General features: G+C 63.4%; 13 protein-coding genes. 5 read left to right on the forward strand and 8 right to left on the reverse strand.

The window, feature by feature from the left end:
- Nucleotides 1–104 precede the first annotated feature (104 nt).
- Together sigX and DV532_RS07860 are read left to right on the forward strand one after the other, a co-directional pair.
- A complete protein-coding gene (gene sigX, locus DV532_RS07855; RefSeq protein WP_003248665.1) occupies nt 105–671 on the forward strand; it encodes an RNA polymerase sigma factor SigX in 567 nt (188 codons plus the stop codon).
- 111 nt (nt 672–782) lie between these two features.
- On the forward strand, nt 783–1,820 hold the full coding sequence (locus DV532_RS07860; protein ID WP_056806364.1) for an OmpA family protein: 1,038 nt from the start codon (nt 783–785) through the stop codon (nt 1,818–1,820).
- Nucleotides 1,821–1,975: 155 nt separating this feature from the next.
- On the opposite strand, the gene cobA is transcribed toward DV532_RS07860, so the two are convergent.
- The 5 genes from cobA to DV532_RS07885 form a co-directional block, all read right to left on the reverse strand.
- Nucleotides 1,976–2,716: a uroporphyrinogen-III C-methyltransferase gene (gene cobA / locus DV532_RS07865; protein ID WP_056806369.1), complete on the reverse strand. Its 741-nt coding sequence runs from the start codon at nt 2,714–2,716 to the stop codon at nt 1,976–1,978.
- Nucleotides 2,717–2,743: 27 nt separating this feature from the next.
- Nucleotides 2,744–4,414: a bifunctional protein-serine/threonine kinase/phosphatase gene (locus DV532_RS07870; protein ID WP_056806372.1), complete on the reverse strand. Its 1,671-nt coding sequence runs from the start codon at nt 4,412–4,414 to the stop codon at nt 2,744–2,746.
- Nucleotides 4,415–4,423: 9 nt separating this feature from the next.
- Entirely contained in the window at nt 4,424–5,635 is a 1,212-nt protein-coding gene (locus DV532_RS07875) for a NarK/NasA family nitrate transporter (protein WP_056806374.1), read from the reverse strand.
- A 191-nt stretch (nt 5,636–5,826) separates the two neighbouring features.
- Nucleotides 5,827–6,402, reverse strand: a complete 576-nt coding sequence (locus DV532_RS07880; RefSeq protein WP_056806377.1) for an ANTAR domain-containing response regulator — start codon at nt 6,400–6,402, stop codon at nt 5,827–5,829.
- A gap of 11 nt (nt 6,403–6,413) precedes the next feature.
- Nucleotides 6,414–7,628 (reverse strand): CmpA/NrtA family ABC transporter substrate-binding protein, encoded by a 1,215-nt coding sequence (locus tag DV532_RS07885; RefSeq protein WP_056806380.1) that lies wholly within the window; start codon nt 7,626–7,628, stop codon nt 6,414–6,416.
- 138 nt (nt 7,629–7,766) lie between these two features.
- Here DV532_RS07885 and DV532_RS07890 point away from each other — a divergent pair, with 138 nt between their 5' ends.
- The gene (locus tag DV532_RS07890; protein ID WP_056806383.1) at nt 7,767–8,789 is read left to right on the forward strand and encodes a quinone-dependent dihydroorotate dehydrogenase; all 1,023 of its coding nucleotides are present in this window, start codon (nt 7,767–7,769) and stop codon (nt 8,787–8,789) included.
- Between the two features lie 135 nt (nt 8,790–8,924).
- Here DV532_RS07890 and rmf read toward each other — a convergent pair whose 3' ends face one another.
- Nucleotides 8,925–9,140 (reverse strand): ribosome modulation factor, encoded by a 216-nt coding sequence (gene rmf, locus DV532_RS07895; protein WP_079227119.1) that lies wholly within the window; start codon nt 9,138–9,140, stop codon nt 8,925–8,927.
- A 562-nt stretch (nt 9,141–9,702) separates the two neighbouring features.
- Between rmf and rlmKL the strand changes: the two genes are divergently transcribed.
- Nucleotides 9,703–11,895 carry a bifunctional 23S rRNA (guanine(2069)-N(7))-methyltransferase RlmK/23S rRNA (guanine(2445)-N(2))-methyltransferase RlmL gene (rlmKL, locus tag DV532_RS07900; protein WP_056806385.1) on the forward strand — a complete coding sequence of 731 codons (2,193 nt, stop codon included), beginning with the start codon at nt 9,703–9,705 and terminating at the stop codon, nt 11,893–11,895.
- Nucleotides 11,896–11,989: 94 nt separating this feature from the next.
- Nucleotides 11,990–14,380 carry a GGDEF domain-containing protein gene (locus DV532_RS07905; protein WP_056806388.1) on the forward strand — a complete coding sequence of 797 codons (2,391 nt, stop codon included), beginning with the start codon at nt 11,990–11,992 and terminating at the stop codon, nt 14,378–14,380.
- Nucleotides 14,381–14,496: 116 nt separating this feature from the next.
- Here the strand turns inward: DV532_RS07905 and dacB are convergent, their stop codons facing one another.
- Nucleotides 14,497–15,954 (reverse strand): D-alanyl-D-alanine carboxypeptidase/D-alanyl-D-alanine-endopeptidase, encoded by a 1,458-nt coding sequence (dacB, locus tag DV532_RS07910; RefSeq protein WP_056806390.1) that lies wholly within the window; start codon nt 15,952–15,954, stop codon nt 14,497–14,499.
- Nucleotides 15,955–16,155: 201 nt separating this feature from the next.
- The gene (locus tag DV532_RS07915) at nt 16,156–16,500 is read right to left on the reverse strand and encodes a YggL family protein (protein ID WP_056806393.1); all 345 of its coding nucleotides are present in this window, start codon (nt 16,498–16,500) and stop codon (nt 16,156–16,158) included.

The raw sequence follows: 16,500 nt of genomic DNA on the forward strand, positions 1-16,500 counted from the left end.
AGCTGTTAATGTATGCCGCCGCGAAAATTGACCCACGGGGTCACGCGGCGACATTGACCTGACTGTCGGCCAGATCCGTTTTGAATAAAGTTCATTCGCCGCCCATGCGTTATGACCCCCGCGAGCTCACCGACGAAGAGTTGGTGGCGCGTTCGCATGAGGAGCTGTACCACGTTACCCGCGCCTATGAGGAGCTCATGCGGCGCTACCAACGGACCCTGTTCAACGTCTGTGCGCGTTATCTGGGGAACGACCGTGACGCGGACGATGTCTGTCAGGAAGTGATGCTGAAAGTGCTGTACGGGTTGAAGAACTTCGAGGGCAAATCCAAGTTCAAGACCTGGCTCTACAGCATCACCTACAACGAATGCATTACCCAGTACCGCAAGGAGCGCCGTAAACGTCGGTTGATGGATGCCTTGAGTCTGGACCCTGTCGAAGAGGCGTCCGAAGACAAGGCTCCGAAACCGGAAGAAAAAGGCGGGCTGGATAAATGGCTGGTGCATGTAAACCCGATTGACCGGGAAATTCTGGTGCTGCGTTTTGTCGCAGAGCTTGAATTTCAGGAAATTGCCGACATCATGCACATGGGCCTGAGCGCGACGAAAATGCGTTACAAGCGCGCGCTAGACAAGCTTCGAGAGAAATTTGCTGGCCTTGATGAAACTTAGTGGCGTGCAAATATCTCTAACGAACCGGCGAGTTCTGCTAGACTTGCCGTCGAGTTGTCCCCCTTGTTTGTGGTGGGACTGCTTAACTATCACCAGATGGGGATTTAACGGATGAAATTGAAAAACACCTTGGGCTTGGCCATTGGCTCGCTCGTCGCAGCTACTTCGTTCGGCGCTCTGGCTCAAGGCCAAGGCGCGGTGGAAATCGAAGGCAACGTTACCAAGCAGTACTACGACAGCGAACGTAACTTCAAGAACGACGGCACCAATCCTGGTGTTCGCCTGGGCTACTTCCTGACTGACGACGTTTCCCTGGACCTGGGCTACAACGAGACTCACAACGCTCGTGGTGAAGTCTTCAACAAAGACATCAAAGGCTCCAAGGCCAAGCTCGACGCTACCTACCACTTCGGTACCGTGGGCGACGCGCTGCGTCCGTACGTTTCCGCCGGTTTCGCTCACGAGAGCCTGGGCCAGGCCACTCGTAGCGGCCGTGACCACTCCACCTTCGCCAACGTTGGCGCTGGCGCCAAGTGGTACATCACCGACATGTTCTTCGCCCGTGCCGGCGTTGAAGCCATGTACAACATCGACAACGGCAACACCGAGTGGGGCCCAACCGTTGGTGTTGGTCTGAACTTCGGCGGTAGCCCGAAGCAAGCTGAAGTCGCTCCGGCTCCAGTTGCTGAAGTGTGCTCCGACTCCGACAACGACGGCGTTTGCGACAACGTCGACAAGTGCCCAGACACCCCGGCCAACGTTACCGTTGACGCCGACGGCTGCCCGGCTGTTGCCGAAGTCGTACGCGTTGAGCTGGACGTCAAGTTCGACTTCGACAAGTCGGTCGTCAAGCCAAACAGCTACGGCGACATCAAGAACCTGGCTGACTTCATGAAGCAGTACCCGTCGACCACCACTACCGTGGAAGGTCACACTGACTCCGTCGGCCCAGACGCTTACAACCAGAAGCTGTCCGAGCGTCGTGCCAACGCTGTCAAGCAGGTGCTGACCCAGCAGTACGGCGTAGAATCCAGCCGTGTTGACTCGGTTGGTTACGGCGAAACCCGTCCGGTTGCTGACAACGCCACCGAAGAAGGTCGCGCTGTTAACCGTCGCGTTGAAGCGCAGGTTGAAGCTCAGTCCAAGTAATTGGCCTGATGTTTCATGAAAAACCCGGCCTCGGCCGGGTTTTTCTTTGCCTGGAATTTGTGTCTGCGCGGGTAAACCCGCTCACCTCATCCCAGAATCTCTGCAAACCGTTGTAGGAGCGGGCTTGCCCGCGAAGAGGCCGCCCTGGCAACCCATCATCCAGCACTTGCCACCAACGGCTGAACCACCTGCTCCGCAACCACCTCCCCAATCACCAGAATCGCCGGGCTACGCAGCGCAAACCCCCGCGCATCCTCCACCATCCGTCGCACATCGCTCCTGCACTCACGCTGCTGCGGCAACGAGGCGTTCTCGATCATCGCGACTGGCATCCCCGGGGCCATGCCACCTTCCAGCAACCCTCGGCGTATCTGCTCCAGCCGCGCCACCCCCATGTACACCACCAGCGTTGTCCCGCCTTGGGCCAAGGCCGCCCAGTTCAGTTCGCTGTCGTCCTGGGTATGCGCGGTCACCAGCGTCACACCCCGGCTCACACCGCGTGAGGTGAGGGAAATACCGCATTGCGTGGCACCGGCGAGGCCGGCGGTGATGCCGTTGACCATTTCCACCTCAATGCCATGCCCCTGCAGCCACAGCGCTTCTTCACCGCCGCGGCCAAAAATGCACGGGTCGCCGCCCTTGAGCCGCACCACACAGCGCCCTTGCCGGGCATGGCGCAGCATCAGGCGCTGGATGAACGCCTGCGGCGTAGAGCGGCAGCCGCCGCGCTTGCCCACGGCAATCACCCGGGCCTGTGGGCAGTGCTCCAGTACCGCCGGGTTGACCAGGTCGTCGATCATCACCACAGCGGCTTGCTGCAGCGCGCGTACCGCCTTGAGGGTGAGCAGTTCGGGATCACCGGGGCCGGCACCGACCAGCCAGACTTTTGCATTCATCAGGGTTTCCTCATCGGCAAGGTGCGTTCAGCCCTTGAGCAGGGTGAGCAGCAGTATCAGGTTCAATAGCAATGACAGCAGGGCCAGGCTGCGCCAGACTTTCAACGGCTCGCGTTCCAGCAACGGCCGTGGCCGGCTAGGCAGCTCCTGGCGGTCGCCGCGTTCGAGCTGCAGCAACCAGTGTTCGGCAGTTTCGAAGCGTTGCGCCGGGTCGGCTGCCAGCGCCTGCTGCAGGTTGTGCTGCAGCCATTCCGGTAGGTCGGGGCGATAGCGTGCAGCGTTGACTGGCAGGCCAAAACGCGGGCGCTGGAAGGCCTCCACCTCGCCGTAGGGATAATGCCCGGTCAGCAGGTGATACAGCGTCACCCCCACGGCATACAGGTCCTGGCGCGGACCGGGTGGGTGGCCGTCGAACGCTTCCGGGGCGATGTATGACGGTGTGCCCGGCAACTCGTGCTGCGGGTCTTCGGAGAGGCCCGGGCAATAGGCCAGGCCGAAGTCCAACAGGCGCAGCTGGCCATCGCGGCCCAGGTGCAGGTTCTCTGGCTTGATGTCGCGGTGCAGCAGGTTGCGCCGGTGCAGTACGCCCACCGCCTGTAGCAGTTGCCGAGCCAGCTCCAGCCATTGCGGCAGGGGCAACGGGCCGTGCTCGGCCAGCAACGCCGCCAGGCTCTGGCCAGGGTATTCGCGCATCACGTAGTACAGGTGCTGGCGCTGGCTAGCAGGGTGCAACTCGGGGAAGTGTCGGCCAGTGACTCGGCGCAGGAACCATTCTTCTAGCAACAGCGCTTGCGCTGCGCCGGGCTCCTGCTCGCGGACAGCGGGCAAGGTCTTCAATAGCCACGGTTGCCCTTGACCATCGCGCACCCGGTACAGCAGTGACTGACGGCTGTGCGACAGCAGCGTTTCGGCCTGCCAGCCATCGATTACCTGGCCTTCGCGCAGCGGGCCGGGTACCGGCCATTGCTGCAGTTGCGCCAAGGTATCGCCGAGGTTGGCCGTGCCCAGTTGGTCGACCTGCACCAACAGGGCGCTGGCGTTGTCCTGGCTGCCATTGAGGTGCGCGCTGGCAACCAGGGTGTCGGCGGCCAGTTGCAGGTCGGGTTGCTCGCGCAGCACCGCCTGGATGTGCTGGTCGCCCAGGCTGGCCCAGACGCCGTCGCTGAGCAGTAAAAAGCACTCGCCTGGCTGCAATTCGCCTTCCAGGTAGTCCACCAGCAGGTGCTGGTCCAGGCCCAGTGCGCGTTTGAGCACATGCTGCATGCCGGGCTGGTCCCACACATGGTCTTCGCTCAGGCAGTGCAGGCGCCCTTCGTGCCAGCGGTACACGCGGCAATCGCCGACGTGGGCCAGGGTAAAGCGCCGGCCACGCAGCACCAGCGCGCTGAGGGTGGTCAGCAACGGCTGGCCGCTGCCTTGGGCGCGCAGCCAGCGGTTCTGTGCCAGCAGCAGGCGGTCCAGCGCTTGTGCCACGCTCCAGGTAGCGGGGGTGGCGTAATAGTCCAGGGCCAGCGCCTGCAGGCTGGCGCGCGCTGCCAGGCCGCCGTCGGCGCATTGGCTGACGCCGTCGGCGAGGGCGAACAGGTAGCCCTTGCTGGCGGCCAGCTCCGGCGCCGGGGTGACCAGGCGCAGGGCGTCCTGGTTTTCCTCGCGCGGCCCGGTGGCGCTGGCCTGGGCAAAGCTCAGTTGCAGGCTCATTGACGTGCCTCAGACCCGCGCCGCGGTAACGGCTGCCGAGCCCCAGGTGGTGCGCCAGCGCTGTTTCACGCCATGCAGGCCGAACCAGGCCAGCAGGCCCAGGCTGGCGAACAACCACAGCCCCAACTGGTAGTCACCGGTGTGCTGCTTGATGGTGCCAAGCCCGGCCGCCAGCAGGAAGCCACCGATACCGCCAGCCATGCCGATCAACCCGGTCATTACGCCGATCTCCTGGCGGAAGCGCTGCGGCACCAGCTGGAACACCGCGCCATTGCCAGCGCCCAGGCCGAGCATGGCACTGACGAACAGCGCCAGTGCGGCGGCTGCGCTGGGTAGGTTGAAGCCGACAGCGGCGATGCAAATGGCTGCCACGCTGTACATGCCCAGCAGGGTGCGGATGCCGCCGAAGCGGTCGGCCAGGGCGCCGCCGAGTGGGCGCATCAGGCTGCCAGCAAACACGCAGGCGGCGGTGTAGTAACCGGCGGTGACTGGGCTCAGGCCATACTGGTCGCTGAAATAGCCGGGCAGGGCGCTGGCCAGGCCGATGAAGCCGCCGAAAGTCACACTGTAGAAGAACATGAACCACCAGCTGTCACGGTCGCCCAGGGCCTTGAGGTAGTCGGCCATGGCTTTCGGCTTGGGCCGTTGTGGGGCATTGCGTGCCAACAGGGCGAACACCACCAACGCCAGCGACAGCGGAATCAGCGCGAAGCCGAACACATTGTTCCAGCCAAAGCCGGCGGCCAGCGCCGGGGCCAGCAGGGCGGCGAACACGGTGCCGGAGTTGCCAGCACCGGCAATGCCCATGGCCTTGCCCTGGTGCTGCGGCGGGTACCACTGCGAGGCCAGTGGCAGCGACACGGCGAACGAGGCACCGGCAAAGCCGAGAAACACCCCCAGCAGCAGCGCTTGCTCATAGCTGTGTACGCCCAGGTACCAGGCGCCCGCTAGGGCGACGATGACCACCACCTGGCCGATCAGCCCGGCGGTCTTGGGCGACAGGCGGTCAACCAGCACGCCCATGGCAAAACGCAGCAGTGCCCCGGCCAGGATCGGCGTAGCCACCATCAGGCCCCGTTGTTGTGCACTCAATTGCAGGTCGGCGGCAATTTGCACCGCCAGTGGGCCCAGCAGGTACCAGACCATGAAGCTGAGGTCGAAGTACAGGAACGCGGCGAACAGCGTGGGCACATGCCCGGATTTCCAGAAGCTGGTACTCATTGAACACCTCACTCGGCAATGCAACGGAACGAAAAAGACGCCGCTACCCGCTCCACGGCTGTGGAGGGGAGAGCGACGTCTTTGTCGGGATCAAGTGGGCAACCGCCGTTGGCTACCGGTGCACAAACCTCAGCAAGAGCTGGGCCAACTTTCGCTGGCAACGCGGCCCTTTGTAGGCGCGTCGCCCGCGGTTAGCCGAGCATCTCGTGCATGGCAATGATCTGCTCGGCCACCTGGATCAGCTTCTGCTGGCGGCTCATGGCTTGGCGGCGCATCAGGGTGTAGGCCTGTTCTTCGTTGCAGTCCTTCATTTTCATCAGCAAACCCTTGGCCTGCTCGATGCGCTTGCGCTCGGCCAGCTGCTGGTCGCGCGCCAGCAACTGCGCCTTCAGTGCCTGGTCGCTTTCAAAGCGGGCCATGGCCACATCCAGGATCGGCTGTAGCCGTGCAGCATGGATGCCTTCGACGATGTAGGCGCTGACCCCCGCCTGGATGGCTCGACGCATAACTCCGGGGTCGTGCTCGTCGGTGAACAGCACGATCGGCCGAGGTTGGTCACGGCTGACCAGCACCACCTGTTCCATGACATCGCGGTCCGGTGAATCGGTATCGATCAACACCACGTCCGGGCGCACCGTTTCGACGCAGGCGGGCAGGTCGATGGTCAGGCCTGGGGCTTCGATGACCTCGAAGCCGGCCTCGCTCAAGGCCGCCTTGAGGCGGCCGAGTTTGCTCTGGGTGTCGTCGATCAGCAGGATGCGCAACATGGTGGTCCCCCTCACGCGCCGACACGGGCATCGGGCAAGTCGCCCAAAGCATGGAGGTGGAAACTGCGGGCGTAGCCGTAGGGGTCGCTGCCGTCCCAGCGGGTGCCGTCGATCAGCAGGCTGCTGCGCATTGGCTGCTCGGCACAAGCGACGCCCAGGCTTTGTGCCGCCTCGCAGTACAGTGCCAGCTGCTGGACCTCACCGGCCACACCAAGGTAATCGGGGTCGTCGCGCAGTAGGCCCCAGCGGCGGAACTGGGTCATGAACCACATGCCGTCGGACAGGTATGGCAGGTTGGCCCGGCCATGATCGTGCAGGCGCAGGGCGTGCGGGTCTTGCCATTGGTTGCCCAGGCCATCCTGGTAGTGGCCGAGCAGGCGCGGCTCGATGCGCTCCAGCGGGGTGTCCAGGTAGGCGCTGCCGCTGAGTAATTGTGCGGTGCTGTGGCGGTTTTCTGGGCTTTGTTCGATGAACCGGCTGGCGGCGAGAATCGCCTTGATCAGTGCGCGGGCACTGTTTGGGTATTGCTCGGTGAAGGCGCGGGCGCAGGCCAGGACCTTTTCTGGGTGGTCCGGCCAGATCGACTGGCTGGTGGCCAGGGTGAAGCCTTGGCCCTTGGCCACTGCATCGGCGGCCCAGGGTTCGCCCACGCAGAAGCCGTCGATGCGCCCGGCCTGGATATGCGCAGCCATTTGCGCTGGCGGCAGCACCACGCTGTCGACGTCGCGCAACGGGTGAATACCCTGGCTGGCCAGCCAGTAATACAGCCACATGGCGTGGGTGCCGGTGGGGAAGGTCTGGGCGAAGGTGAGGCGTGCGCCATGCTGGTGCACCAGGCGCGCCAATGCTTCAGGGTTGGTCACGCCCTTGCGCTGCAGAGCCGGGGACAGGTTGATGGCCTGGGCATTCTGGTTCAGCCCCATGAGCACGGCCATGGCGTTGGCGGCGACACCGCCGATGCCCAGGTGCACGGCGTAGACCAGGCCATACAGGCAGTGCGCAGCATCCAGCTCGCCGCTGACCAGCTTGTCGCGCAGGCCGGCCCAGGAGCCCTGGCGCTTGAGGTTGAGGGTAAGGCCATGTTGCTGGGCGAAGCCCTGGGTGGCGGCGACCACCACCGAGGCACAGTCGGTCAGGGCCATGTAGCCGATGTTCAGGCTGGGTTTTTCCGGTGCGTCGCTGCCATTGACCCAGGCCAGGGGCGTTGCTCGGGGTACAGTGTTCACAAGGTTCCTCGCCTGTACGGATAAAGCTGTGGGCTTTGCTGGTGCAACCGATGTGCCAAGGGCACCCACGATTTACTGTCCTGTCAGCCCCGCGCTGGCTATAATCGCCCCCTCATTCACCCCGAGCCTTGCCCGCCCATGTATACCCTGGCCCGCCAGCTGCTGTTCAAGCTTTCCCCGGAAACCTCCCACGACCTGTCCCTGGACCTGATCGGCGCAGGTGGCCGCCTTGGCCTCAATGGCATGCTGTGCAAGCAGCCGGCGGCATTGCCGGTCACGGTCATGGGCTTGAACTTCGCCAACCCGGTGGGCCTGGCGGCCGGCCTGGACAAAAACGGCGCGGCTATCGACGGCTTTGCCCAGCTGGGCTTCGGCTTCGTCGAGATCGGCACCGTCACCCCGCGCCCGCAGCCGGGTAACCCCAAGCCCCGGCTGTTCCGCCTGCCGGAGGCCACGGCCATCATCAATCGCATGGGCTTCAACAACCTGGGCGTCGATCACCTGCTCGGCCGAGTGCGGGCAGCACGTTATAAAGGCGTGCTGGGCATCAACATCGGCAAAAACTTCGACACCCCGGTCGAGCGTGCCGTCGATGACTACCTGATTTGCCTCGACAAGGTGTACACCGACGCCAGCTACATCACGGTCAACGTCAGTTCGCCCAACACCCCGGGCCTGCGCAGCCTGCAATTCGGCGATTCGCTCAAGCAACTGCTCGATGCCCTGGCCGAACGCCGCGAGCAACTGGCTGGCACGCATGGCAAGCGCGTGCCGCTGGCAATCAAGATTGCCCCGGACATGAGCGACGAAGAAACCGCACTGGTGGCCGCTGCCCTGATTGAATCGGGTATGGATGGCGTAATCGCTACCAACACGACATTGGGGCGTGAAGGTGTCGAAGGGCTGCCGTATGGTGGCGAAGCGGGCGGCTTGTCGGGCGCACCGGTGCTGGAGAAGAGCACCCACATCGTCAAGGTGTTGGCAGCGGAGTTGGGCGGCAAACTGCCGATCATTGCTGCCGGTGGTATTACCGAAGGCCGTCATGCGGCCGAGAAGATCGCTGCCGGGGCGAGCCTGGTGCAGATTTATTCGGGCTTCATCTATAAGGGGCCGGCGCTGATTCGCGAAGCGGTGGATGCTATCGCTGCGATGCCGCGGTGACCTGATAGAGCCTGCGAAGAAACCAGCGCGGATGTAGATTCGAACCCATAAAAAAGGGCCCCATCAAGGGGCCCCTGGGCCTTCGCCCGCCGCCCGGATAGGGCGTGCATGGTAAAACGAATTCAGTGTCCTCGTTCAGCCAACGGCGTGATTTTCGTTGAGTCTATGGATGCCAGCGGTGCCAGTCATTCCGTCCCAGTTATCACCGCGACCTTCGCGCCAGCCGTTGATCCAGGCTTGGCGAACAGAAGGAAGAGTAAAAGGGCAAAGTTCGCGGGATTTGCCGGTGACCCCGTATTGGTAGCCACGTGAATATGCTCTTTCCAACGGATCACGCTTAAGTCTTCTCATAGGGTGTTGCCCTCACTTGTTGACTGTAATGTCCCGTCGGCCTCTCTGAGGCCGGGCAGAGTCTTTCTGCCGGTTTGCGCTCGCTGCCGGCGTGGCGAGCTGAAAGTGCCACCTCGTTGCGAAGCGGCCTGAGACCAGTTCTAACGAATGCGCGTCACGGTGTGAATGATCAATTTGTCATAAGCACGTAACGTTTCCGAGGGTGAAGGGATAAGTAAATAAATGCGACTCAACCTTGTTTAGCGTTGAGCCCGCTATGATCGGGGTTTGCCGATCATTGACGTCATTTCGCCAGCGGTACGCGCCGACGAAAGAAATAATTTGTAATGCGACGAAGGGTCACATCGGCCCCAGAATCGCCAGAATTTTTTGTACTGCCTGATGATCTAAGCTGTCTTTGCCACCGGGCGGGACACGGATCGATCAGGTGGCCCGGTCGCTGCGCGGTGTCATTACCCACACGCAACGGCCACTCGAACGCCTGCTGGAAGGGTGTTCGGGCAAACATCGCGGGGCGATGCGTCGCTTCGTCAGTCAAATAGCCCAAGGCTCTGGAATACTCATGTCGGACCGTTTCGAACTCTATCTCACTTGCCCCAAAGGCCTTGAAGGCCTGCTTGCCGAAGAGGCCAAAGGCCTTGGCCTCGATGATGTGCGCGAGCACACCTCGGCCATTCGCGGCGAAGCCGACATGGAAACCGCCTACCGCCTATGCGTCTGGTCACGCCTGGCCAACCGTGTGTTGCTGGTTCTCAAGCGCTTCAGCATGAAGAATGCCGATGACCTGTACGACGGCGTCAATGCGGTCGACTGGTCTGACCACCTCGCAGCCGATGGCACGCTGGCAGTGGAGTTCAGCGGCCATGGCTCGGGCATCGACAACACTCACTTCGGTGCGCTGAAGGTCAAGGATGCGATCGTCGACAAGCTGCGCAACCGCGAAGGCCTGCGCCCGTCGGTGGAAAAGATCGACCCTGATGTACGCGTGCACCTGCGCTTGGACCGTGGTGAGGCAATTCTTTCGCTCGACCTCTCCGGGCACAGCCTGCACCAGCGTGGCTACCGTCTGCAGCAAGGTGCCGCGCCGCTGAAGGAAAACCTGGCGGCGGCGGTGCTGATCCGCGCTGGCTGGCCGCGCATTGCCGCCGAAGGTGGCGCGCTGGCCGACCCGATGTGCGGTGTGGGTACCTTCCTGGTCGAAGCGGCAATGATCGCCGCCGATATCGCGCCCAACCTCAAGCGTGAACGCTGGGGCTTCAGTGCCTGGCTCGGTCACGTGCCAGCGTTGTGGCGCAAGGTGCATGACGAGGCGCAGGCACGGGCACAGGCCGGCTTGGCCAAGCCACCGCTGTGGATCCGTGGCTACGAGGCCGACCCGCGGCTGATCCAGCCGGGCCGCAACAACGTCGAGCGTGCTGGCCTGGGCGACTGGGTAAAAATCTACCAGGGCGAGGTCAGCACCTTCGAGCCGCGCCCGGACCAGAACCAGAAAGGCTTGGTCATCAGCAACCCGCCCTATGGCGAGCGCCTGGGTGACGAAGCCAGCCTGCTGTACCTCTACCAGAACCTTGGCGAACGCCTGCGCCAGGCCTGCATGGGCTGGGAAGCGGCAGTGTTCACCGGCGCGCCGCAATTGGGCAAGCGCATGGGCATTCGCAGCCACAAACAGTACGCCTTCTGGAACGGCGCGTTGCCGTGCAAATTGCTGCTATTCAAGGTGCAGCCTGACCAATTCGTAACCGGCGAGCGCCGCGAGGCGCAGCCTGAAGGCGCGCAAGAGCGCACGCAGGCCGTGGTGGCCAGCGAGCCGGCGCGCCTGTCGGAAGGCGCGCAGATGTTTGCCAACCGCCTGCAAAAAAACCTCAAGCAACTGGGCAAGTGGGCTCGTCGCGAGCAGGTCGATTGCTACCGCCTGTACGATGCCGACATGCCCGAGTATGCCTTGGCAGTCGACCTGTACCATGACTGGGTGCACGTGCAGGAGTACGCCGCGCCCCGTTCGGTCGACCCGGAAAAGGCCCAGGCGCGCTTGCTCGATGCCCTGGCAGCCATCCCGCAGGCACTGGGCATTTCGCCGCAGCGTGTGGTGCTCAAGCGTCGCGAGCGCCAGAGCGGCACGCGCCAGTACGAGCGCCAGGCCACCGAAGGGCGCTTCCAGGAAGTCAGCGAAGGGGGCGTCAAGCTGCTGGTCAACCTTACCGACTACCTCGACACCGGCCTGTTCCTCGACCACCGCCCAATGCGTATGCGCATCCAGCGCGAGGCGGCCGGCAAGCGCTTCCTCAACCTGTTCTGCTACACCGCCACGGCCAGCGTGCACGCGGCCAAGGGCGGTGCGCGCAGCACTACCAGCGTCGACTTGTCGAAAACCTACCTGGACTGGGCGCGGCGCAACTTGGCGCTCAACGGTTTCTCCGAGCGCAATCGCCTGGAGCAGGGCGATGTGATGGCCTGGCTGGAAGGCAACCGCGACAGCTATGACCTGATCTTCATCGACCCGCCGACCTTCTCTAACTCCAAACGCATGGAAGGTGTGTTCGACGTGCAACGTGACCATGTGCAACTGCTGGACCTGGCCATGGCCCGCCTGGCACCGGGCGGCGTGTTGTACTTCTCCAACAACTTCCGCAAGTTCCAGCTGGACGAGCACCTGACGGCGCGTTATGCGGTTGAAGAAATCACCGCCCAAACCCTGGACCCTGACTTTGCCCGCAACAGCCGGATTCATCGGGCTTGGCGTTTGCAATTGCGCTGAGGCGACGAGGTACATTGCGCGGCTAATGGCCAATAGCTATAACTGAGGGCAGGGCAAAATAATCCGCAGGACGCTGACGTGACGAGATGGGTGTATGTCAAAGGGTGGCGTGCGTGCGCGGTTACTTGGCCTGTGCTCAGAGGCAGCGTCCGCCTGGGTGGTGGCGTTGGTCGTCCTGGTGGCGGGTGGCCTGCTGACGGCCGTCTTGGCGCTTGCCGCGCAAAGTTTCTACAAGCAGCAGTTACGCCAGCGTTTCGAGCTGCTGGCCAGCGAGCGCTTCAGCCGAATTGCCGAGCGGTTTGACGAACAGCAGCAGCGCCTGGATGGGCTGCGGCGGTTTTTCAGTTTTTCCAACGAAGTCACACCACACGAGTTTGCTGGCTACGCCCGGCCATTGCTGAAGCGGACCCTGGCCTACGCCTGGGCGCCGCGCGTCGAAGCCGCGCAACGCGCCGAGTTCGAGCGCCAGGCCACTGGGCACTCCGGCCCGGGCTATGCGATCCGCGATCAGGATGAGCGTGGCCAATGGCACCCCGCACCCCAGCGCGACCATTACTTCCCGGTACTCTATACCCAGTCGGGCGAACTGCCGGGGCTGCCCTATGGGTTAGACCTCGCCGGTCAAGACGCGCCCCGGGCGGCACTGGCGCGGGCGCTTGGGCCAGGCAGCATGGCGGTGTCCGAGCCACTGACCATGTTCGATACCCTGTCGGACGCGCGCGGCCTGCTGATGGTGGCGCCGGTGTTTTCCGATGCCAACCCGCACGGCGCGGCAGTAGGTTACGTGATGGCCCTGCTGAGCATGCGCGAGCTGGTCAGTGACGGGCACCCGGTTGCGGCAGACGACAACCTGGTGGTGCGCATCGTCGACTCTACCGGGCTGCACGGCCCTGAACTGATGTTCGATTCGCAGAACCCGGTGGCGCCCTTGCCGCTGGAGAGCAACCAGCTGTTGCACTTGGCTGACCACCACCTACAGCTGAGTATTCGGCCGAGCCTGGCCTTCGTGCAGGCCAACCGCTCCTCGGCGGTGCTGGCGGTGGGCCTGTTGGGCGGCTTGTTGAGCCTGCTGCTCAGCGTCTTGATCTATTGCCTGTTCAGCCAGCGCCAGCGTGCCTTGGCCCTGGTCGAGCAGCGCACCGCCGAGCTGCAGATCAGCGAGCAGTCCCTGCGTGGTACCCACAACCAACTGCGCAGCGTGTTGGATGCCGCGACCCAGGTGGCAATCATCGCCACCAACCTCAAGGGCGTGGTCAGCATGTTCAATGCCGGTGCCGAGCGCATGCTCGGTTACCCGGCCAGCGAGGCGATCGGCCTATTGCGCCTGGAGGACCTGGTGCTGCCCGAGGAGCTGAGCCTGCGTGCCCATGCCTTGAGCCTGCGTTACGGCCGGCCGATTGCCGGCGGCCAGGCCATGTTCGCCGAAACCGTGCAGGAGCATGGTGCCGAGCCGGGGGAATGGACCTTATTGCGTGCGGATGGCCGCCAATTGGTGGCCAACATGCTGGTCACCGCCATGCTCGATGAACAGGGCTTGTGGGTGGGTTACCTGGCGATCTGCATCGATGTCACCGAACGGCGCCGGGTGCATGAGGCGCTGGCGGCGCGTGATCGGTTGCTGGAAAAGCTCAGTGCCGAGGTGCCGGGTGGCATCTACCAGTACCGTTTGGACGGCAACGGCCATTCGTGTTTTCCGTATGCCAGCATGGGCCTGTACGACATCTACGAAGTCGACCTGCAGCAATTGCGCGAGGACGCCACGGCGGTGTTCGAGCGTATCCACCCCGATGACCTGGAGCGCGTGCGCCGCTCGGTACGTTACTCGGCCGAACACCTGTCGCCCTGGCGCGAAGAGTACCGGGTTTGCCTGCCGCGTGCCGGGTTGCGCTGGGTGCGTGGCGAGGCGACACCGGAAGTGGGCGAGCAGGGTTGCACCCTGTGGCATGGCTACCTGACGGATATTTCCGACCTCAAGGGCGTGGAGGAAGAGTTGCGTGCGCTGTCGGTTACCGACTCGCTGACGGGCATCCATAACCGCCGCTACTTCCAGGAACGGCTCAAGATCGAACTGGAACGGGCCCAGCGTGATGGCCTGGCGCTGGCGGTGATCATGATCGACATCGATCACTTCAAACGCATCAACGACCGCTTTGGCCATGCTGTGGGTGACCTTGTGCTGCGCAGCCTGTGCCAGCGCATTGCGCAGCGTCTGCGGCGTACCGATGTGTTCTGCCGCTTGGGCGGCGAGGAATTCATGGTGCTGTGCCCGGGCAGCGATGGCGAGCAGGCGCGGCTACTGGCGCTGGAGTTGTGGCACGGGGTGCGCAATGTGCCGGTGGAAGGCGTGGGCAGGGTGACCGCGAGTTTTGGCGTGGCCGGGTGGCGGCTGGGGGAAGGCGCCGATGCCTTGCTGTTGCGCGCGGATGCCGGGGTGTATGCGGCCAAGCAGGCCGGGCGGGACCGGGTGGAGGGGGAGTCCGCCTGAGCGTTCACGGGTTGCCTGTACCGGCCCTTTCGCGGCTAAAGCCGCTCCTACACAAGGGCTGTGAAGACCCTGTAGGAGCGGCTTTAGCCGCGAAAGGGCCGGTACAGGCTAACCAATCAGTTGGCCGCAGTGCCGCCGGCCAACTGCGGCTGGCGGTACAGGTCCAGCAGCACTTGGTCGAGCACCTGCGAGGCGCCCCATGGTTTCGGGTCGTTGAGGATCGCCGCCACTGCCCAGGTATGGCCGTTACTGTCACGGCTGAAGCCGGCAATCGCCCGCACGGTGTTCAGCGTGCCAGTCTTGATGTGCCCCTCACCCGACATCGCCGTGCGCTTCAGGCGCTTGCGCATGGTGCCATCCATGCCCACCAGCGGCATCGAGCTCATGAACTCGGCAGCGTAGGGGCTCTTCCAGGCGGCCTGCAGCATCGCGGCCATTTCGCGGGTACTGACCCGCTCGGCACGCGACAGGCCGGAGCCGTTTTCCATCACCAGGTGCGGCGCGGTAATGCCCTTTTTCGCCAGCCACTGGCGCACCACGCGCTGGGCGGCGCGGGCGTCGTCGCCGTCGGCATCGGTGCGGAACTGCGCACCAAGGCTCAGGAACAGCTGCTGGGCCATGGTGTTGTTGCTGTACTTGTTGATGTCGCGGATCACTTCCACCAAGTCCGGCGAGAAGGCGCGGGCCAGCAGGCGTGCACCCTTGGGCACGTTCTCGAAGCGGTCGCCACCCTGGATGCTGCCACCCAGTTCGGCCCAGATCGCGCGCACGGCACCGGCGGCGTAGGTGGCGTGGTCGAGCAGTGACAGGTAGGTCTGCGAGTTGCAGCCGTCACCTAGCTGGCCGCTGACCGTTACGCTGATGCCATCGGCCTGCGGCACCGGGTTGTAGCGCACATCACCCGAGCACTGCTTGGAAGCGACCGCCTTCACTTGGTTGTCGATGCGGATGCTGGCGATTGGCGGCTCGACTGCGATGGTGACCTTGCCGCCATCGTTACGGGCCACGAAGCGCAAGGCCTTGAGGTTGACCAGCAGCGAGTCGGGCTTGACCAGGAATGGCTTGTTGTCATCACCGCCGTCATCGTTGAACTGCGGCAGGTTGGGCTGGACGAAGTGGCTACGGTCCAGCACCAGGTCGCCGGTGATGGTGCGCACGCCATTGGCACGCAGGTCACGCATCAGTAACCACAGCTTTTCCATGTTCAGTTTCGGGTCGCCGCCACCTTTGAGGTACAGGTTGCCGTTGAGCACGCCGTTGCTCAGGGTGCCGTCGGTGTAGAACTCGGTCTTCCACTGAAAAGTCGGGCCGAGCAGTTCGAGGGCCGCGTAGGTGGTGACCAGTTTCATGGTCGAGGCCGGGTTAACCGACACGTCGGCATTGAACACGGTCGGTGTGCCGGGGCCGTCCAGCGGCAGCATCACCAGCGACAACGCCGAGTCCTGCAGCTTGTTGGCCTTGAGGGCCTGCTGCACTTTGGCGGGCAGGGTGGTATTGACGGCGGCGGCGTGGCTAGGCAGTGCAAGGGGCAACAGCAAGCCGGCAAGGACGAGGGGACGAAGCGTTTTGATCATAGTGAGTACATACCCTACGGCGAGGGAAAAGGGCATTGGGGCTGTATGGGATGATGGCCCCAGGACGATACGCATTATGCCCCAAGCGCAGCGACGATGCGCCACGTTCGACGGAAAAGCACCACTAATAGAGAAGGACATTACCCATAAAAAAGGCCACCCCTATAGGGTGGCCTTTTCAGCGATCGCGTCGGGCTGCTATCACTCAGCCTTGTTGACCGGCTTTTCTGGGTACCAGGCGTCCAGCAGTGGGCTGACTTCGATCTTGGTCAGTTCGCTGCGGCCTTTGAGCCAGGCTTCAACGGCTGCACGCTGTTCTTCGCTGACCGAGCCACGCTTGACCGAGCACACCAGGCCGAAATCGTCACCGCCTACATAGTCCAAGCCGTTGGCGTCCATGGCTTCTGCCAGGAACGCGTCGAGGAAAGCATCGATTGCCTGGTCATCCAGATCTTCCTTGAACTCCAGGTTCAGCTCGAAGCCCAATTCCTGGAACTCGTCGACACACAGCTTCTTGCGCAGACGACGGGAGCGGTTTGTGGCCAT

This window comes from Pseudomonas sp. Leaf58 (assembly GCF_003627215.1).
Taxonomy (GTDB): domain Bacteria; phylum Pseudomonadota; class Gammaproteobacteria; order Pseudomonadales; family Pseudomonadaceae; genus Aquipseudomonas.

Coding starts and splice junctions, on each gene's coding strand:
- sigX (WP_003248665.1), top strand. CDS start 105: ATGCGTTATGACCCCCGCGAGCTCACCGACGAAGAGTTGGTGGCGCGT.
- DV532_RS07860 (WP_056806364.1), top strand. CDS start 783: ATGAAATTGAAAAACACCTTGGGCTTGGCCATTGGCTCGCTCGTCGCA.
- cobA (WP_056806369.1), bottom strand. CDS start 2,716: ATGAATGCAAAAGTCTGGCTGGTCGGTGCCGGCCCCGGTGATCCCGAA.
- DV532_RS07870 (WP_056806372.1), bottom strand. CDS start 4,414: ATGAGCCTGCAACTGAGCTTTGCCCAGGCCAGCGCCACCGGGCCGCGC.
- DV532_RS07875 (WP_056806374.1), bottom strand. CDS start 5,635: ATGAGTACCAGCTTCTGGAAATCCGGGCATGTGCCCACGCTGTTCGCC.
- DV532_RS07880 (WP_056806377.1), bottom strand. CDS start 6,402: ATGTTGCGCATCCTGCTGATCGACGACACCCAGAGCAAACTCGGCCGC.
- DV532_RS07890 (WP_056806383.1), top strand. CDS start 7,767: ATGTATACCCTGGCCCGCCAGCTGCTGTTCAAGCTTTCCCCGGAAACC.
- rmf (WP_079227119.1), bottom strand. CDS start 9,140: ATGAGAAGACTTAAGCGTGATCCGTTGGAAAGAGCATATTCACGTGGC.
- rlmKL (WP_056806385.1), top strand. CDS start 9,703: ATGTCGGACCGTTTCGAACTCTATCTCACTTGCCCCAAAGGCCTTGAA.
- DV532_RS07905 (WP_056806388.1), top strand. CDS start 11,990: ATGTCAAAGGGTGGCGTGCGTGCGCGGTTACTTGGCCTGTGCTCAGAG.
- dacB (WP_056806390.1), bottom strand. CDS start 15,954: ATGATCAAAACGCTTCGTCCCCTCGTCCTTGCCGGCTTGCTGTTGCCC.
- DV532_RS07915 (WP_056806393.1), bottom strand. CDS start 16,500: ATGGCCACAAACCGCTCCCGTCGTCTGCGCAAGAAGCTGTGTGTCGAC.